The organism is Pseudomonas gingeri (genome assembly GCF_013385425.1).
Classification (GTDB): domain Bacteria; phylum Pseudomonadota; class Gammaproteobacteria; order Pseudomonadales; family Pseudomonadaceae; genus Aquipseudomonas; species Aquipseudomonas gingeri_D.
Genome location: NZ_JACAQA010000036.1, coordinates 18024 through 31676 on the forward strand (window position 1 = coordinate 18024; position 13653 = coordinate 31676).

Annotated in this window: 15 protein-coding genes; 4 read left to right on the forward strand and 11 right to left on the reverse strand. The window is 63.3% G+C overall.

Features of this window, described 5'->3' with window-relative positions; genetic code table 11:
* Positions 1–83 precede the first annotated feature (83 nt).
* Genes thrS through folE2 form a run of 8 tightly spaced genes read right to left on the reverse strand, consistent with a single transcriptional unit; the run spans position 84 to position 7670 of the window.
* Positions 84–1976 (reverse strand): threonine--tRNA ligase, encoded by a 1893-nt coding sequence (thrS, locus tag HX830_RS28905; RefSeq protein ID WP_152736598.1) that lies wholly within the window; start codon positions 1974–1976, stop codon positions 84–86.
* Positions 1977–2012: 36 nt separating this feature from the next.
* Entirely contained in the window at positions 2013–3350 is a 1338-nt protein-coding gene (locus tag HX830_RS28910; RefSeq protein WP_152736599.1) for a dihydroorotase, read from the reverse strand.
* Between the two features lie 2 nt (positions 3351–3352).
* Positions 3353–3913, reverse strand: a complete 561-nt coding sequence (locus tag HX830_RS28915; RefSeq protein WP_103497138.1) for a gamma carbonic anhydrase family protein — start codon at positions 3911–3913, stop codon at positions 3353–3355.
* Positions 3910–4344 (reverse strand): phosphoribosyl-AMP cyclohydrolase, encoded by a 435-nt coding sequence (hisI, locus tag HX830_RS28920; RefSeq protein ID WP_177104080.1) that lies wholly within the window; start codon positions 4342–4344, stop codon positions 3910–3912. The genes HX830_RS28915 and hisI overlap by 4 nt, the downstream gene beginning before the upstream one ends.
* On the reverse strand, positions 4341–5228 hold the full coding sequence (locus HX830_RS28925) for a metal ABC transporter substrate-binding protein (RefSeq protein WP_103497136.1): 888 nt from the start codon (positions 5226–5228) through the stop codon (positions 4341–4343). Before HX830_RS28925 ends, hisI begins: the two co-directional genes overlap by 4 nt.
* Before the next feature lie 11 nt (positions 5229–5239).
* Complete coding sequence (locus tag HX830_RS28930; protein WP_177104159.1) at positions 5240–6106, reverse strand: metal ABC transporter permease; 867 nt, start codon at positions 6104–6106, stop codon at positions 5240–5242.
* A 2-nt stretch (positions 6107–6108) separates the two neighbouring features.
* Positions 6109–6777 carry a metal ABC transporter ATP-binding protein gene (locus HX830_RS28935; protein WP_100939870.1) on the reverse strand — a complete coding sequence of 223 codons (669 nt, stop codon included), beginning with the start codon at positions 6775–6777 and terminating at the stop codon, positions 6109–6111.
* Positions 6774–7670, reverse strand: coding sequence for a GTP cyclohydrolase FolE2 (gene folE2 / locus HX830_RS28940; protein ID WP_152736602.1), 897 nt, complete (start codon positions 7668–7670; stop codon positions 6774–6776). The genes HX830_RS28935 and folE2 overlap by 4 nt, the downstream gene beginning before the upstream one ends.
* 127 nt (positions 7671–7797) lie before the next feature.
* Between folE2 and HX830_RS28945 the strand changes: the two genes are divergently transcribed.
* A complete protein-coding gene (locus HX830_RS28945) occupies positions 7798–9039 on the forward strand; it encodes an N-acetylmuramoyl-L-alanine amidase (RefSeq protein WP_177104082.1) in 1242 nt (413 codons plus the stop codon).
* 126 nt (positions 9040–9165) lie between these two features.
* On the opposite strand, the gene HX830_RS28950 is transcribed toward HX830_RS28945, so the two are convergent.
* A complete protein-coding gene (locus HX830_RS28950) occupies positions 9166–9546 on the reverse strand; it encodes a glutamine synthetase (RefSeq protein WP_103497203.1) in 381 nt (126 codons plus the stop codon).
* A 201-nt stretch (positions 9547–9747) separates the two neighbouring features.
* Here HX830_RS28950 and zigA point away from each other — a divergent pair, with 201 nt between their 5' ends.
* Together zigA and HX830_RS28960 are read left to right on the forward strand one after the other, a co-directional pair.
* Positions 9748–10956 (forward strand): zinc metallochaperone GTPase ZigA, encoded by a 1209-nt coding sequence (zigA, locus tag HX830_RS28955; RefSeq protein WP_177104084.1) that lies wholly within the window; start codon positions 9748–9750, stop codon positions 10954–10956.
* The gene (locus tag HX830_RS28960; RefSeq protein WP_177104086.1) at positions 10956–11606 is read left to right on the forward strand and encodes a DUF1826 domain-containing protein; all 651 of its coding nucleotides are present in this window, start codon (positions 10956–10958) and stop codon (positions 11604–11606) included. Before zigA ends, HX830_RS28960 begins: the two co-directional genes overlap by 1 nt.
* 159 nt (positions 11607–11765) lie before the next feature.
* Here HX830_RS28960 and HX830_RS28965 read toward each other — a convergent pair whose 3' ends face one another.
* A complete protein-coding gene (locus HX830_RS28965; protein ID WP_177104161.1) occupies positions 11766–12116 on the reverse strand; it encodes an NADH:ubiquinone oxidoreductase in 351 nt (116 codons plus the stop codon).
* A gap of 34 nt (positions 12117–12150) precedes the next feature.
* Between HX830_RS28965 and HX830_RS28970 the strand changes: the two genes are divergently transcribed.
* Complete coding sequence (locus HX830_RS28970) at positions 12151–13131, forward strand: CobW family GTP-binding protein (RefSeq protein ID WP_177104088.1); 981 nt, start codon at positions 12151–12153, stop codon at positions 13129–13131.
* A gap of 55 nt (positions 13132–13186) precedes the next feature.
* Here the strand turns inward: HX830_RS28970 and HX830_RS28975 are convergent, their stop codons facing one another.
* Positions 13187–13591 (reverse strand): DUF3301 domain-containing protein, encoded by a 405-nt coding sequence (locus HX830_RS28975; protein WP_100939862.1) that lies wholly within the window; start codon positions 13589–13591, stop codon positions 13187–13189.
* Positions 13592–13653 lie beyond the last annotated feature (62 nt).

The window sequence follows — 13653 nt, forward strand, 5'->3', positions numbered from 1 at the left end:
GCGAAGCTTTTGGCGGTTTTGAGGGCCCCTTCGCGGGCAAGCTCCGCTCCCACACAAGTTCTGCTTCTACAGTGACGTGGTGTTTATGAGGTCAATCGCTGGAACGCCGTCTCCAGGCTCATGACCCCCAGGTCTTCACCCTGCCGACTGCGCAGGCTGACCTGCCCGGCGGCCTTTTCCTTCTCGCCCACCACCAGCAGGTACGGCACTTTCTGCAGGCTGTGCTCGCGGATCTTGTAGCCGACCTTCTCGTTGCGCAGGTCCGCGCTGGCCCTCAGGCCGCGGATCTTCAAACCCTCGGCGACATCCCGGGCATATTCGGCCTGGCCCTCGCTGATGTTCAGCACCACCGCCTGCAACGGCGCCAGCCAGACCGGCAGCGCGCCGCTGTAATGCTCGATCAGAATGCCGATAAATCGCTCCAGTGAACCGAACAGCGCCCGGTGCAGCATCACCGGCCGTTGGCGCTCGCCACTTTCGCTGATATAGCCAATGTCGAAGCGTTCCGGCAGGTTGAGATCGACCTGCAAGGTGCCGCACTGCCAGTCGCGACCGATGGCATCACGCAGCACGAACTCCAGCTTCGGCCCATAGAACGCTCCTTCGCCGGGATTGATCCGGTATTCGATGCCCATCTGCCCGAGGGCACCGATCAGCGCGCCTTCCAACTGGTCCCAGGTGTCGTCGCTGCCGATCCGGTTGGCCGGGCGCGTGGAGAGCTTCACCACGATATCGTCGAAGCCGAACTCGCTGTAGATATCGAACACCAGGGCAATCGCCGTCTCGCATTCGGCCTGCATCTGTGCCGGGGTGCAGAAAATATGGGCATCGTCCTGGGTGAAGTGGCGCACCCGCAACAGCCCGTGCAAGGCCCCGGACGGTTCGTAGCGATGGACCTTGCCGAACTCGGCGATGCGTAGCGGCAGGTCGCGATAGCTCTTGAGCCCGTGGCCGAAGATCGACACCGCGCCGGGGCAGTTCATCGGCTTGAGGGCGAACACCCGCTCATCCTCGGTGGTGGTGGTGAACATATGGTCGCGGTAGTTCTGCCAATGCCCGGAGGTTTCCCACAGTCCGCGATCCATTACATCCGGAGTGTTCACCTCGATATAGCCGGCCTGTTCCTGGCGCTTGCGCATATAGCCGATCAGTTGCTGGAACAGGGTCCAGCCCTTGGCGTGCCAGAACACCGAGCCCGGCGCGCAGTCATCGAAATGGAACAGGTCCAGTTGCGCACCGAGCTTGCGATGGTCGCGTTTGCCGGCCTCTTCGAGACGGGTGAGGTAGGCCGTGAGGTCCTTGGCATTGGCCCAGCAGGTGCCGTAGATCCGTTGCAGCGGCGCGTTGTTGGCGTCGCCGCGCCAGTAGGCGCCCGCCACCTTGGTCAGCTTGAAGGCTTGCAACAGGCCGGTCGACGGCACATGGGGACCGCGACACAGGTCTTCGAAATCGTCCTGGCGATACAGCGACAGCACTTCACCGTCCGGGATGGAGCGTATCAGCTCGGCCTTGTAGTGTTCGCCGCGCGCTTCGAAGCAGGCGATGGCTTCATCGCGCGGCAACTCACGGCGGCGCACCGAATGATTGGTTGCGGCCAGGGCCTGCATGCGCGCTTCGATCAGTTCCAGGTCCTTGGGCGTGAAGGCGCGCTCATAGGCGAAATCGTAGAAGAAGCCGTCTTCGATCACCGGCCCGATGGTGACCTGGGCCGAGGGGTACAACTGTTTCACCGCCATGGCCAGCAAGTGCGCGCAGGAGTGCCGCAGAATCTCCAGTCCCTCGGTGTCCCGTGGGGTGACGATGCTCACGGCCGCGTCCTGTTCGATCAAGGTGCCGCAGTCCACCAGGACGCCGTCGACCCGACCGGCCACAGCCGCCTTGGCCAGGCCGCTGCCGATGCTGGCGGCCACTTCGAACACCGTCAGCGGTTGGTCGTACTCGCGTTGCGAGCCGTCGGGGAGGGTAATGCGGATCATCGGTGCTGTCCTTGGTCGGTCGGGCGCTGGAACGGATTAACGGAGAAAGCGCAGGGGCTGGCCCTGGCAGGTGTCGTGGATTTTCCCGGCATGCCAGGCCACCTGGCCGGACACCACCGTGGTGCTGACCCAATGGCGAAAGCGCCGCTCGACGAAGGGCGTCCAACCACATTGCGAGAGGAGCGGCTCGGCGCTCACCGGCCGCGACAGCGGTTCACGGTTTATCAGCACCAGGTCGGCCCAGTAGCCTTCGCGCAGGTAGCCGCGGTCGGGAATGGCGAACAGGTCGGCGACCCGATGGCTGGTCTTTTCCACCAGGGTGGTCAACGGCAGGACCCGCGCGGCCACCAGCTCCATCAGGGCCGGCAGCGCATGCTGGACCAGCGGCAATCCGGACGGTGCCTCGCTGTAGGGCCGTTGTTTTTCTTCCCAGGTATGCGGCGCGTGATCGCTGCCGATCACATCCAGGCGGTTGCTCAGCAAGGCTTCGCGCAGGGCATCGCGATCCGACTGGTGCTTGATGGCCGGATTGCATTTGATCAGGTTGCCCAGGCGCGGATAGTCGCGGTCGTCGAACAGCAAGTGATGCAGGCAGACCTCGGCGCTGATGTGTTTTTCACTCAGCGGCTTGTTCTCGAACAGCGAAAGTTCGCGCTCGGTGGTCAGGTGCAGGACGTGCAGGCGCGTGCCATGGCGTCGGGCCAGGTCCACCGCCATTGACGAGGAGCGATAGCAGGCCTCGGCATTGCGGATCAACGGGTGCGCGTCGGCGGGAATGGCAGCGCCGAACAGCTCCCGCAGGTTTTCCTCGCGGGCCTTGATGGTCGGCGTGTGTTCGCAGTGGGCGAGGAGGATCGTCGGCACTTCGGCGAACAGTCTCTCCAGCACTCGCGGATCGTCCACCAGCATATTGCCGGTGGACGCGCCCATGAACACCTTGACCCCGGCCACGCAGGTCGGATCAAGGGCGGCGATGGTGTCGAGGTTGTCGTTGCTGACCCCGAAGTGAAAGCCATAGTTGGCCACCGAGTGCTGTGCGGCCTTGCGTTGCTTGTCGGCCAGGGCTTCGAGGGTCAGGGTCGCCGGCTGGGTGTTGGGCATGTCCATATAGCTGGTGATGCCGCCGACCACCGCTGCCCGCGACTCGCTGTAGAGACTGCCCTTGGCCGGCGCGCCGGGATCGCGGAAATGCACCTGGTCGTCGATCATCCCTGGGAGCAGCCATTGGCCCGCGGCGTCGATTTCCAGGTCGGCGCTGGCGTTGTGGATCTGGGTGGCGAGGGTCTCGATCCGGCCATTGATGACCCGGATATCGGCGTCGAATTCACGCCCCTCGTTCACCACGCGGGCGTTGCGGATCAGCAGGCTGCTCATGTTCAGAACTCGTTTTGCAGGGCCTTGTAGCCGCGCACCAGATCAACGTTGGTCCGTGCCACGTCTTCGGAAAACTCCGAGGCGCTGACGCTTACCGGCGGGAATTGCGACAGGTCGGTGCCCGGGCCGATGCGGGTGGTGGAGGGCACGTAGAAGTCCGGCGGCAGGTCGCGACCATCCACCACCGAGTTGTGCCGGACCACGCTGCCGTCACCCACCACGCAGTTGAACAGCACGCTGTTGAAGCCGATAAACACCCGGTCGCCGACGGTGCAGGGACCATGGACGATGGAGCGGTGGGCGATGGAGGTGAACTCGCCGATGGTCACCGCCGCGCCGGATTTGGAGTGGATCACCACGCCGTCCTGGATATTCGAATTGGCGCCGATGACGATGGGGTCCATCTCGCCTTGGGCGTTGACTTCGTCGGCGCGGATCACCGCGTAGGGGCCGACAAAGACGTTTTCACCGATCACCACCTTGCCGCAGATGATTGCCGTCTTGTCCACGTAAGCGGACTCGGCGATCACGGGCAGGTGGCCGGAAGGATTCTTGCGGATCATGAAGCGTTCTCCTGAGGGGCGCTGATGACGTGCACCTCGCCGTCACGAATCGCGTTGTAGAAACAATTGGGACGCCCGGTGTGGCAGGCCGGGCCTTGCTGGTCGACCCGCAGCAGCACCGCGTCGCCATCGCAATCCAGGCGCGCCTCGATCAGGTGCTGGCGGTGCCCGGAGGTTTCGCCCTTGCGCCACAGGCGCTGGCGTGAGCGCGACCAGTAGCAGACCTGGCGGCTCTCGAGGGTTTCGCCGAGGGCCTGGCGGTTCATCCAGGCCAGCATCAGCACTTCGCCGCTGTCGTGTTGCTGGGTGATCGCGGCGATCAGTCCGTCCTCGTTCCACGGCAGTGCATCGAGCACCGCCGCGAGAGGCCAGCGGCTACCCAGGGCGGCGCTCTCCAGATCGAGCATCGACAAGGGCGGCCGCGCGGTCATTTGCTCAGTGCCGCGTGCAGGGTGTTCATGTTGTATTCGAACAGGCCGGTAAAGGTGCTGGCCGGACCTTCGGCGGCGAGGGCGTCGGAATACAGGGTGCCGCCGATCTGCGCGCCGCTTTCGTCGGCAATCTGCTGCAGCAGGCGGGCGTCCTTGATGTTTTCCATGAACACGGCCTTGACCTTGTCCTTGCGGATCTGGGTGATCAGCGCGGCAACTTCGGCGGCGGACGGCTCACGTTCGGTGGACAGGCCCTGTGGCGCCATGAACTGGATGCCGTAGGCCTGGCCCAGGTAACCGAAGGCGTCATGGGAGGTGACGATGCGACGGTTGCCGGCCGGCAGGTTGCCGAGCTTGACCTTGGCTTCGGCCAACAGGCTGTGGATCACTTTCAGGTAGGCCTGGCTGTTGCGGGTGTAGTCGTCCTTGTTCGCCGGGTCGACCTTGATCAGTGCCTTGGTGATGTTGTTCACATAGATTTCGGCGTTGGCCAGGTTGTGCCAGGCGTGCGGGTCGGGAATGGTTTCGCCGTCGTCGACCATGGTGTGGGAGATCACGCCCTTGCTGGCGGTGACCACCGGTGCCTTGGTCTCGGTGCTGGTCACCAGGCGGTCGAGCCACGGCTCGAAGCCCAGGCCGTTCTTGACGATCAGCTTGGCGTTGAGCAGGGCCTTGGCGTCATCCGGCGTCGGTTCGTAGGTGTGGGCATCGGCGTCCGGGCCGACCATGCCGATGACCGCGATATGGTCGCCGCCGATCTGCTGGGTGATATCTCGCAGGATACTGAAGCTGGCGACCACCGGGAGTTTGTCCGCGGCCTGGGCGGTGGACAGGTTCAGTGACAAGGCCAGCACGGAGCTGAACAGCACGAGTAAAGCGCGCATCGGATAAGACCTCATTGGGATGTAAGCAAGGGCGGGCGGCGCAGCAAACCGTGCACCGGACCGAAGACCACGGACAGCAGATAAAAGCCGCCTGCCACCAGCACAATGGCCGGGCCGCTGGGTAGCGAGTAGTAGAACGACAGCAGTAATCCGAGGGTGACCGAGACACAGCCGATCAGCGCGGCGATCAGCATCAGCACCGGCAGGTTGCGGCTCCAGAAGCGCGAGGCGATCGCCGGCAGCATCATCAGGCCGACCACCATCAGCGCGCCGATGGCCTGGAAACCGATCACCAGGTTCAGCACCACCAGGGTCAGGAACACCCCGTGGGCGAGGGGGCCGAGGCGGCTGACGGTTTGCAGGAACAGCGGGTCGAGGGTGTCCAGCAGCAGCGGGCGATAGATCAGCGCCATCACTATCAGGCTGATGCCACAGACCCAGAGCATGCCGGTCAGGGTCGGTCCGTCGACCGCCAGGGCCGAGCCGAACAGCAGGTGCAGCAGGTCCAGGCGTTTGCCGGCGATGCCGAGGATCAGCACGCCGCTGGCCAGGGAGATCGGGTAGATCGCCGCCAGGCTGGCGTCTTCGCGCAGGCCAGTGCGGCGGGTGATCCAGGCCGAGAGCCCGGCCATGCCCATGCCGGCGCCAAGGCCGCCGAGGGTCAGGGCCGGCAGGCTCAGGCCGGCGATCCAGAAGCCGATGGCGGCGCCGGGCAGAATGCCGTGGGCGACCGCGTCACCGATCAGGCTCATGCGCCGCAAAATCAGGAACACCCCAAGTGGCGCGGTACTGCAGGCCAGGACCAGCCCACCGATCAACGCTCGGCGCATGAACACGAAATCCTGGAACGGTTGCAACAGGTGGCTGGCGAACATCAACATCAGGCTACCTGCGTAATGGGTTGTTGGCGGATCAGCTCGGTGCTGGGCGCCAGGACGCAACCGCTGCTCTTGATCTGCAAGGCGTTGGGGATGTGCTGGCGCACGGCGGCGAGGTCATGGCAGACCACCACTAGGGTGCGACCTTCGGCGTGCCAGGCGTGGATATGTTTCCACAGCAGCGCCTGGCCATCTTCGTCGAGGGCGGCGTGGGGTTCGTCGAGCAACAGGACCGGCGCCGAGGCCAGGCTCATGCGGGCTAGCAGGGCGCGCTGCAATTCACCGCCGGACAAGGCCATCAGCGGGCGATGTTCCAGGCCGCCGAGGTGCCAGTCTTCGAGCACGGCTTGCAGGCGTTCGCTGCGCTGTTGCGGGGTTTGCTTGATGCCCCAGAACCCGGCGGCCACCAGCTCTTGCAGGCTGATGGGGAATTGCCGGTCCAGATGCTGTTGCTGCGGCAGGAACGACAGGCTGCCGCGCCGTGGAACATCCAGATGCACTTTGCCGGACAGCGGTTTTTGCAGCCCGGCGATGACTTTCAACAGGCTGCTTTTGCCGGTGCCGTTGGCACCGATCACAGCGGTCAGGCTGCCGGCGGCGAGTTCGAAATCCACGGCAGGAGTGAGGGGCTGGCCCGGGGCGCCCCAGCGCAGGCCTTGGCAACGGATCATGCCTGCCTCCAATTCCAGCGGCTCTCAGCCACGGCGTCATGGGCATGCAGGCTTTCGGCGTGAACCACCCGCAAGTGGAAGCCGTTGACCGCGTCCGAGCGCTTGAGCGCCAGGTTGAGGCGGCGCGCCGCGTCTTCGCAGAACATCAGGTTCTGGCCATTGGCGAGGGCGAAGGCTTGTTCGTCCGCGCGTTTCACCGCGGTCTGCACGGCAGTGCCGAGGGCGGCCTCGGCGTCGTCGATCAGGGCCTCGAAGGGAAACCGATACGTTTTTTCATCTAAATGAATATGCAATTGTGCAATGCTGCGCTGACTGTGAGGTGTGGCGACGACGCCTTGCGGTCCGCCGAGCCAGCTGAGGACGTCACTGTGCTCCAGGGGCTTGTCGGCGAAGTCGTTGATGAATTGCTGTTGGATCAACTGCCGGGCGAGGGCGGCCGAGCACGGGCAGGTTGAGGAGTAGGCCACGTCAATTTTTAGTTCCACGTGGAACACTCCGTTTTTCAGTTCGGCCAAGACACTGACTGGATAGGTTTTCCAGCCGGCCAGCGGACTGACCAACGCCGGGCGTTTGAGCAGCAGATCGCTATGGATGCGTAGATAGGCGTTGCTGGAAAGTCCGTCGTGGCTGTCGAGAAATTGCTGCAATACTTCTCGTATCAGCGCGGGCGTCAGGTCTTCCTGTTCCAGTTGTTCCAGGGCCAGGTACAGACGTGACATATGAATGCCCCGCGCTTCGCCATCGTCGAGGCTGACACCCGCATCGGCTTTGGCGCTGAGGCTGTGGCCGTCAATCGAGACGGGCAGGGCAATGCCGCACATGCCCACCCACTCGAGGGGCAAGGCTTGCCGGGATGACTGCGCGGCGATATCCGGCAGCGTCAACGCATTCATGAGCAGGTCCATCGTCGGAGTTAAAGTGACATGTTATATTATAACTATTCAGTCGACGATGCCTTTTTTGCTGGGGCTTTACACAGCGACAACGAGTACGGACGCTCCCTTATCCGCGGTACCTGTTATGCATAGACGTCAGTTGCTCAACTTTTTATTGGCCGGTGCGGTGGTTTTGCCGTTCGGTGTGTCGGCGGCGCAGATCCAGAATGCGCGGCTGTGGCGCGACGGCAACAAGCTGCGGCTGGTGCTGGACCTCAGCGGTCCGATTCAATACAAGACCTTTTCCCTGACCTCGCCCGAGCGGTTGATCATCGACCTGAGCGGCGCCAAGCTGACGGGAGATTTCCGACAGCTAGCGCTGAGCAATACGGTGATCCGTTCGATCCGCTCCGGGCATTTCGGCGAGGGCGATACGCGGATCGTCCTCGACCTGGCCAACCCGGTTCAGCTCAACAGCTTCCTGTTGCCGCCCGAGGGTACGCAGGGCCATCGCCTGGTGCTCGACCTGACCAGCAATGGCAGCGCCGGAGTGCCGACGGCGGCCCTGGCGGCGGCACCGGCGGTCGTCGCGCCGCCGCCTGTGCGGCATGAGGAGGCGAGCGGCAACACCCATCGCAAGCGCGACATCATGGTGGTGGTCGACCCTGGCCATGGCGGCAAGGATCCGGGGGCCGTAGGTTCCAAGGGCGAGCGCGAGAAAGACGTGGTGCTGTCCATTGGCCGACTGTTGGCCAAGCGTCTCAAGCGTGAGAAGGGCTTCGATGTGCGCCTGGTGCGCAACGACGACTTCTTCGTGCCCCTGCGCAAGCGGGTGGAGTTCTCCCGCAAGAACAACGCCGACATGTTTATCTCGGTGCATGCCGATGCCGCACCGCGGATTACGGCTTCGGGGGCTTCGGTGTTTGCCTTGTCGGAAGGCGGGGCGACGTCGACCACGGCGCGGTTTATGGCCCAGCGCGAAAACGGCGCCGACCTGCTGGGCGCGCAGAGCCTGCTCAATCTCAAGGACAAGGACCCGATGCTGGCCGGGGTGATTCTCGATATGTCGATGAACGCCACCATCGCTTCCAGCCTGCAGCTGGGGCACAGCGTGTTGGGCAGCCTGGAAGGCATCACCACCCTGCACCAGAAGCGTGTGGAACAGGCGGGGTTCGCGGTGCTGAAGTCGCCGGACGTGCCGTCGATCCTGGTGGAGACCGGTTTTATCTCCAACGCCCGTGACAGCCAGCGGCTGGTCACGGCGCGGCACCAGCAGGCGATTGCCGATGGGTTGTTCGAGGGTTTGAAGCGTTACTTCGAGAAGAACCCGCCGGCGGACAGCTATATCGCCTGGCAACAGCAGCAGGTGCAGGAAGGGTTGGTCTAAGACTGGCTGCTTCACCCTTGTGGGAGCCGGCTTGCTGGCGATGGCGGCAGGATGTGCGGCGCAAGGCTCAAGGGCCTCTTCGCTGGCAAGCCAGGCTCCTACAAGGTGTGTGTTATCCAGTATTGCCTAGCACCCCACCATTCGGTCGCAAACAAACTTTTTGCTCAACCCGCCTGAACTGGAAAAACGGTTCTGGGTGGTCCAGCCCACTCGCCGGCTGTAACCGACCCAGGCTTCACCGTCCGAAGCTATCCCGGTGAAGAACGTCAACTGCCCATAGCGGCTGCTGGTCTGCGCCCAGTAGCGCTTGCCGATCACTTCAAAGCCCTGCAAATAAATCGTCTTGCCCTCGGTCGCCACGCCATAGGCGTTGCCCAGCCCATCCTTGCACGCCAGCAGGTTGGCGCTGCGGGTGCAGTTCGTCTGGGTAGGGGCCGGCACTTGGGCCTCGGCGTTCGCCGCCACCAACAACAGGACCGGCAACAGATAGTTCAGGACAGGACGCATCGGCATTCTCGGCAACGGGATCGACCCAGCATTGCGCTCTTCGTCGCGGCGAGCAAGCGGGGGATTGGATTATTTGCATTGTTATAATATAACATTAAATAAATCCCGGACCCGATGTGCATCGAAGCCAAAGAACGTGAAGAGCTGCGCGAACGCCATAAACGGGCGCTTTGACCCGGCCGATCTGATGAGGAAAACCCCATGACCCAACGTCTACCCGTGACCGTGCTGTCCGGCTTTCTCGGTGCCGGTAAAAGTACCCTGCTCAACTACGTGCTGCGCAATCGCGAAAACCTGCGGGTGGCCGTGATCGTCAACGACATGAGCGAAATCAATATCGACGGCAGCGAAGTGCAGCGCGATGTCAGCCTCAATCGCGCCGAGGAAAAGCTCGTCGAGATGAGCAACGGCTGCATCTGCTGCACCTTGCGCGAAGACCTGCTGGAGGAAGTCGGCAAGCTGGCCCGCGACGGTCGTTTCGATTACCTGCTGATCGAATCCACCGGCATCTCCGAGCCGCTGCCGGTGGCCGAGACCTTTACCTTTCGTGATGAAAGCGGCCAGAGCCTGGCGGATGTCGCCCGGCTCGACACCATGGTCACGGTGGTCGACGGTATGAATTTCCTGCTCGATTACCAGGCTGCCGAAAGCCTCGCCTCCCGTGGTGAGACCCTGGGCGAAGAGGACGAGCGCTCGATCACCGACCTGCTGATCGAGCAGATCGAGTTTGCCGACGTGATCCTGATCAGCAAGATCGATTTGATCAGCAGCAGCGAACGTCTGGAGTTGATGGCGATTCTGCAGCGCCTGAACGCCCAGGCGGAAATCATTCCCATGGTGATGGGCGAAATCCCCCTGGTGAAGATCCTCAACACCGGCCGTTTCGACTTCGAGCGCGCGGCCCAGGCGCCGGGCTGGTTGCAGGAACTGCGGGGCGAGCATGTGCCGGAAACCGAGGAGTACGGCATTGCTTCCACGGCGTACCGGGCACGGCGGCCGTTTCATCCCGAGCGCTTTTTCGACTTTATCAACCGGCCCTGGGTGAACGGCAAGCTGCTGCGCTCCAAGGGCTTTTTCTGGCTGGCCAGCAAGTACCAGGAGGCCGGTAGCTGGTCCCAGGCCGGTGGCCTGATGCGCCATGGTTTTGCCGGGCGCTGGTGGCGCTTCGTGCCGAAACCGCAGTGGCCGCAGGATCAGGAAAGCGTCACGGCGATCATGCAGCACTGGACGCCGGAAACCGGCGATTGCCGCCAGGAACTGGTGTTTATCGGGCAGAACATCGACTTCGCGCAGCTGACCGCGCGGTTGGATGACTGCCTGTTGAACGATGAGGAAATGGCCCTTGGGGTCGAGGGTTGGAGCGTGCTGCCCGATCCGTTCGGCGCCTGGCATGAAGAGGAGGCCGCCTGATGCTGGCGCCACGTTGGAAGGCCTTGCCGGCGATTCGGCAGGTGCAGGGCGAAGCGCCGACGGTGCTGGGCGAGATTCTCGACGAGGGGGTCAACCTGGCGATCTGGCAGCGCCGGTTGCCGGGGCATATTGCCGATTTCGCGACCCTGTTGTTGTCGTTGAACGAGCCGTTGGCCGAATCCCTCAGCCTGGAAATGCCGGATGACGAGGCACGGCCGAATCTGCAGGGACTGGCTTCGGGGTTTAGCGATCTGGAGGGTTATGAAGGGTTCTTGAGCGATGTGTCCTGGCTGGTCAGCGCTTATGCCTGCCTGCTCGGCGCGCGGCGGATCGGTCTGCGTTTGCGGGTGCTGGACAAGGCCATGTGCCCGCGTTTTCATGTCGATCATGTGCCGGTGCGCTTGATCACCACCTATGCGGGGGCGGGCAGCCAGTGGCTGGCGGAAGGGGCGATCGATCGTCGGCTGCTGGGCAATGCGGCGGCGGAGCCTGATGAGCCGGCGCTGATCCAGCAGGTGGACAGCGGCGCGGTGGCGTTGCTCAAGGGCGAGCGCTGGCACGGGAATGAAGGTTTTGGCCTGGTGCACCGTTCGCCGCCGGTGCCGGAGGGCGAGCGGCGGTTGATCCTGACATTGGATTGGTTGGCCTGATCCGGACTCTCAGAAGTTACTCATTCTGGTAAACACCGCCAAACCCTTGTGGGAGCGGAGCTTGCCCGCGAAGAACGATGACGCGGTGTATCTGAAAAAACGCGGCGCTCCCTTCGCGGGCAAGCTCCGCTCCCACATTGGGATCTGTGACTGTCGTGGTTATGGGGTTTGCCAGTGGCCCTGGCTTTGGCCCTCACAAAACGGCTTGAGATACGCCGCGTCCGTCGCCACGCCGTAATAGTGGATATTCTGCCGGTAAGGCATATTGGCCACTTGCGCGTTGCCGCACACGCCGAAGGAACCGCCCGGGCACTGTTCGACGTACTCGACCTCGACCTTCTGCCCCGGCAGGTTCGGCTGGCAGAAGCCGTCGCTGAACAGCTTGGCCGGGATATTGATGTTTTCCTGGCAGACTTTGACGTCCAGTCGCTGCCCATGGCTGTGTACCACGCAGGCCTGGGCCAGCACCTGGCTAGAGCCGAACAGCAACGCCAGGCAGATCAGGCGCATCATTCTTTCATCTCTTTCAGACCATTGGCCCTCTATGTTGCAGAACATTCCCACCCATGTCATCGCCGGCCCGCTGGGGGCAGGCAAGACCAGCCTGATTCGGCAACTGCTGGCGCAAAAGCCGGAAGGCGAGCGCTGGGCGGTGCTGATCAACGAGTTCGGTCAGATCGGCCTGGACACCGCACTGCTGACCCGGGGCGACGATGGTATCGCACTGGGGGAAGTGGCAGGCGGCTGTGTCTGCTGTGTCAACGGCGCGCCGTTCCAGGTTGGATTGACCCGACTGTTGCGCAAGGCACGACCGGATCGGTTGTTGATCGAGCCCTCCGGGTTGGGGCATCCGGTGCAGATTCTCAGGCAACTGGCCGAGGCGCCCTGGCTGGGCGTCCTGGCGTTGCAACCTTGTGTGCTGGTGCTGGACGCCCGGGCCCTGGCGGCGGGCAAGCCGTTGCCGGACTCCCAGCAGGAAGCGCTGGAGTTGGCGGGGTTACGGGTGTTGAACAAGTCCGAAGGATTGGACGAGGTTGAACGGCAGCGGGTGCTGGCCCGCTTGCCTGAAGGACCCGTGCACTGGACGGAGCAGGGCGTGTTGGGGTTGGCCGAGTTGCTCGCCCTGGATAACGGTCATCGCGAGCAGGCTCATACCTACGCTGATATCGCGCCCTCCGCAGGCGCACCGGTCAATGCCCCACTGGCGGCGATCTGGACCGACCCGGCCCAACCGATCTGCCTGGATCATGCCCAGGACGGCAACTGGAGCATCGGCTGGCGCTGGCACCCGAGCCAGCGCTTCGATACGGAAAAGCTCCAGCGCTGGTTGTCCGGGCTGGATTGGTTGCGGGCCAAACTGGTTATCCACAGCCCGGACGGCTGGGTTTCCGCCAACGCTGTGGATAACTCGGCAGCGCAGTGGCAGCCCAGCGAGTGGCGGCGGGATTCGCGTATTGAGCTGATTTTCGCTGAAAAGCAGGAGATCGAGTCGTTAAAGGCGGGAATGGTGCAGTGTCGTTTGTAGGGCGAGCGGCATTGCATCTTGCATCGCACTCACTGGCAAACCACCGCCGGGCCGTTCAACGACGCAAATTGTTATGGTCCTTGGCGTGATCCTGGCGCCATTGGCTCAATTCGATCACTTCGGCGCTGCGTACTTCCGGTTTGGCTTCGAACGGGTAGGGTGCCAGCTCGATATGGGCGCTGTGGGCGCCGAACTGGGTGATGGTCCCGGCGTGACGCTGCTCACCGGTGACGGTGAACTCGAAGTTGTAGATCCGCGCCAGACGCCGCCGACCATGGGCGTCACGGACAAAACCGATGCGCTTGAGTGCAACGGCGCCATCGAGCAGCTCGATGTCGAGCTTGGCGCAGTGCTGCTTGACCCGCTCCAGCGCCCGCTCGCGCAGGCCATGGTTGTGCCAGAGCCAGGCAGCGCCGGTCGCCAGCAACATCAGCACGAACATATTTCCGAGGGTCAGCATGAACGCCACTCCAACAAAGTCAGCTCAGCTTAACTGGCTCCCCGGCCTGTCGTACAGGCTCC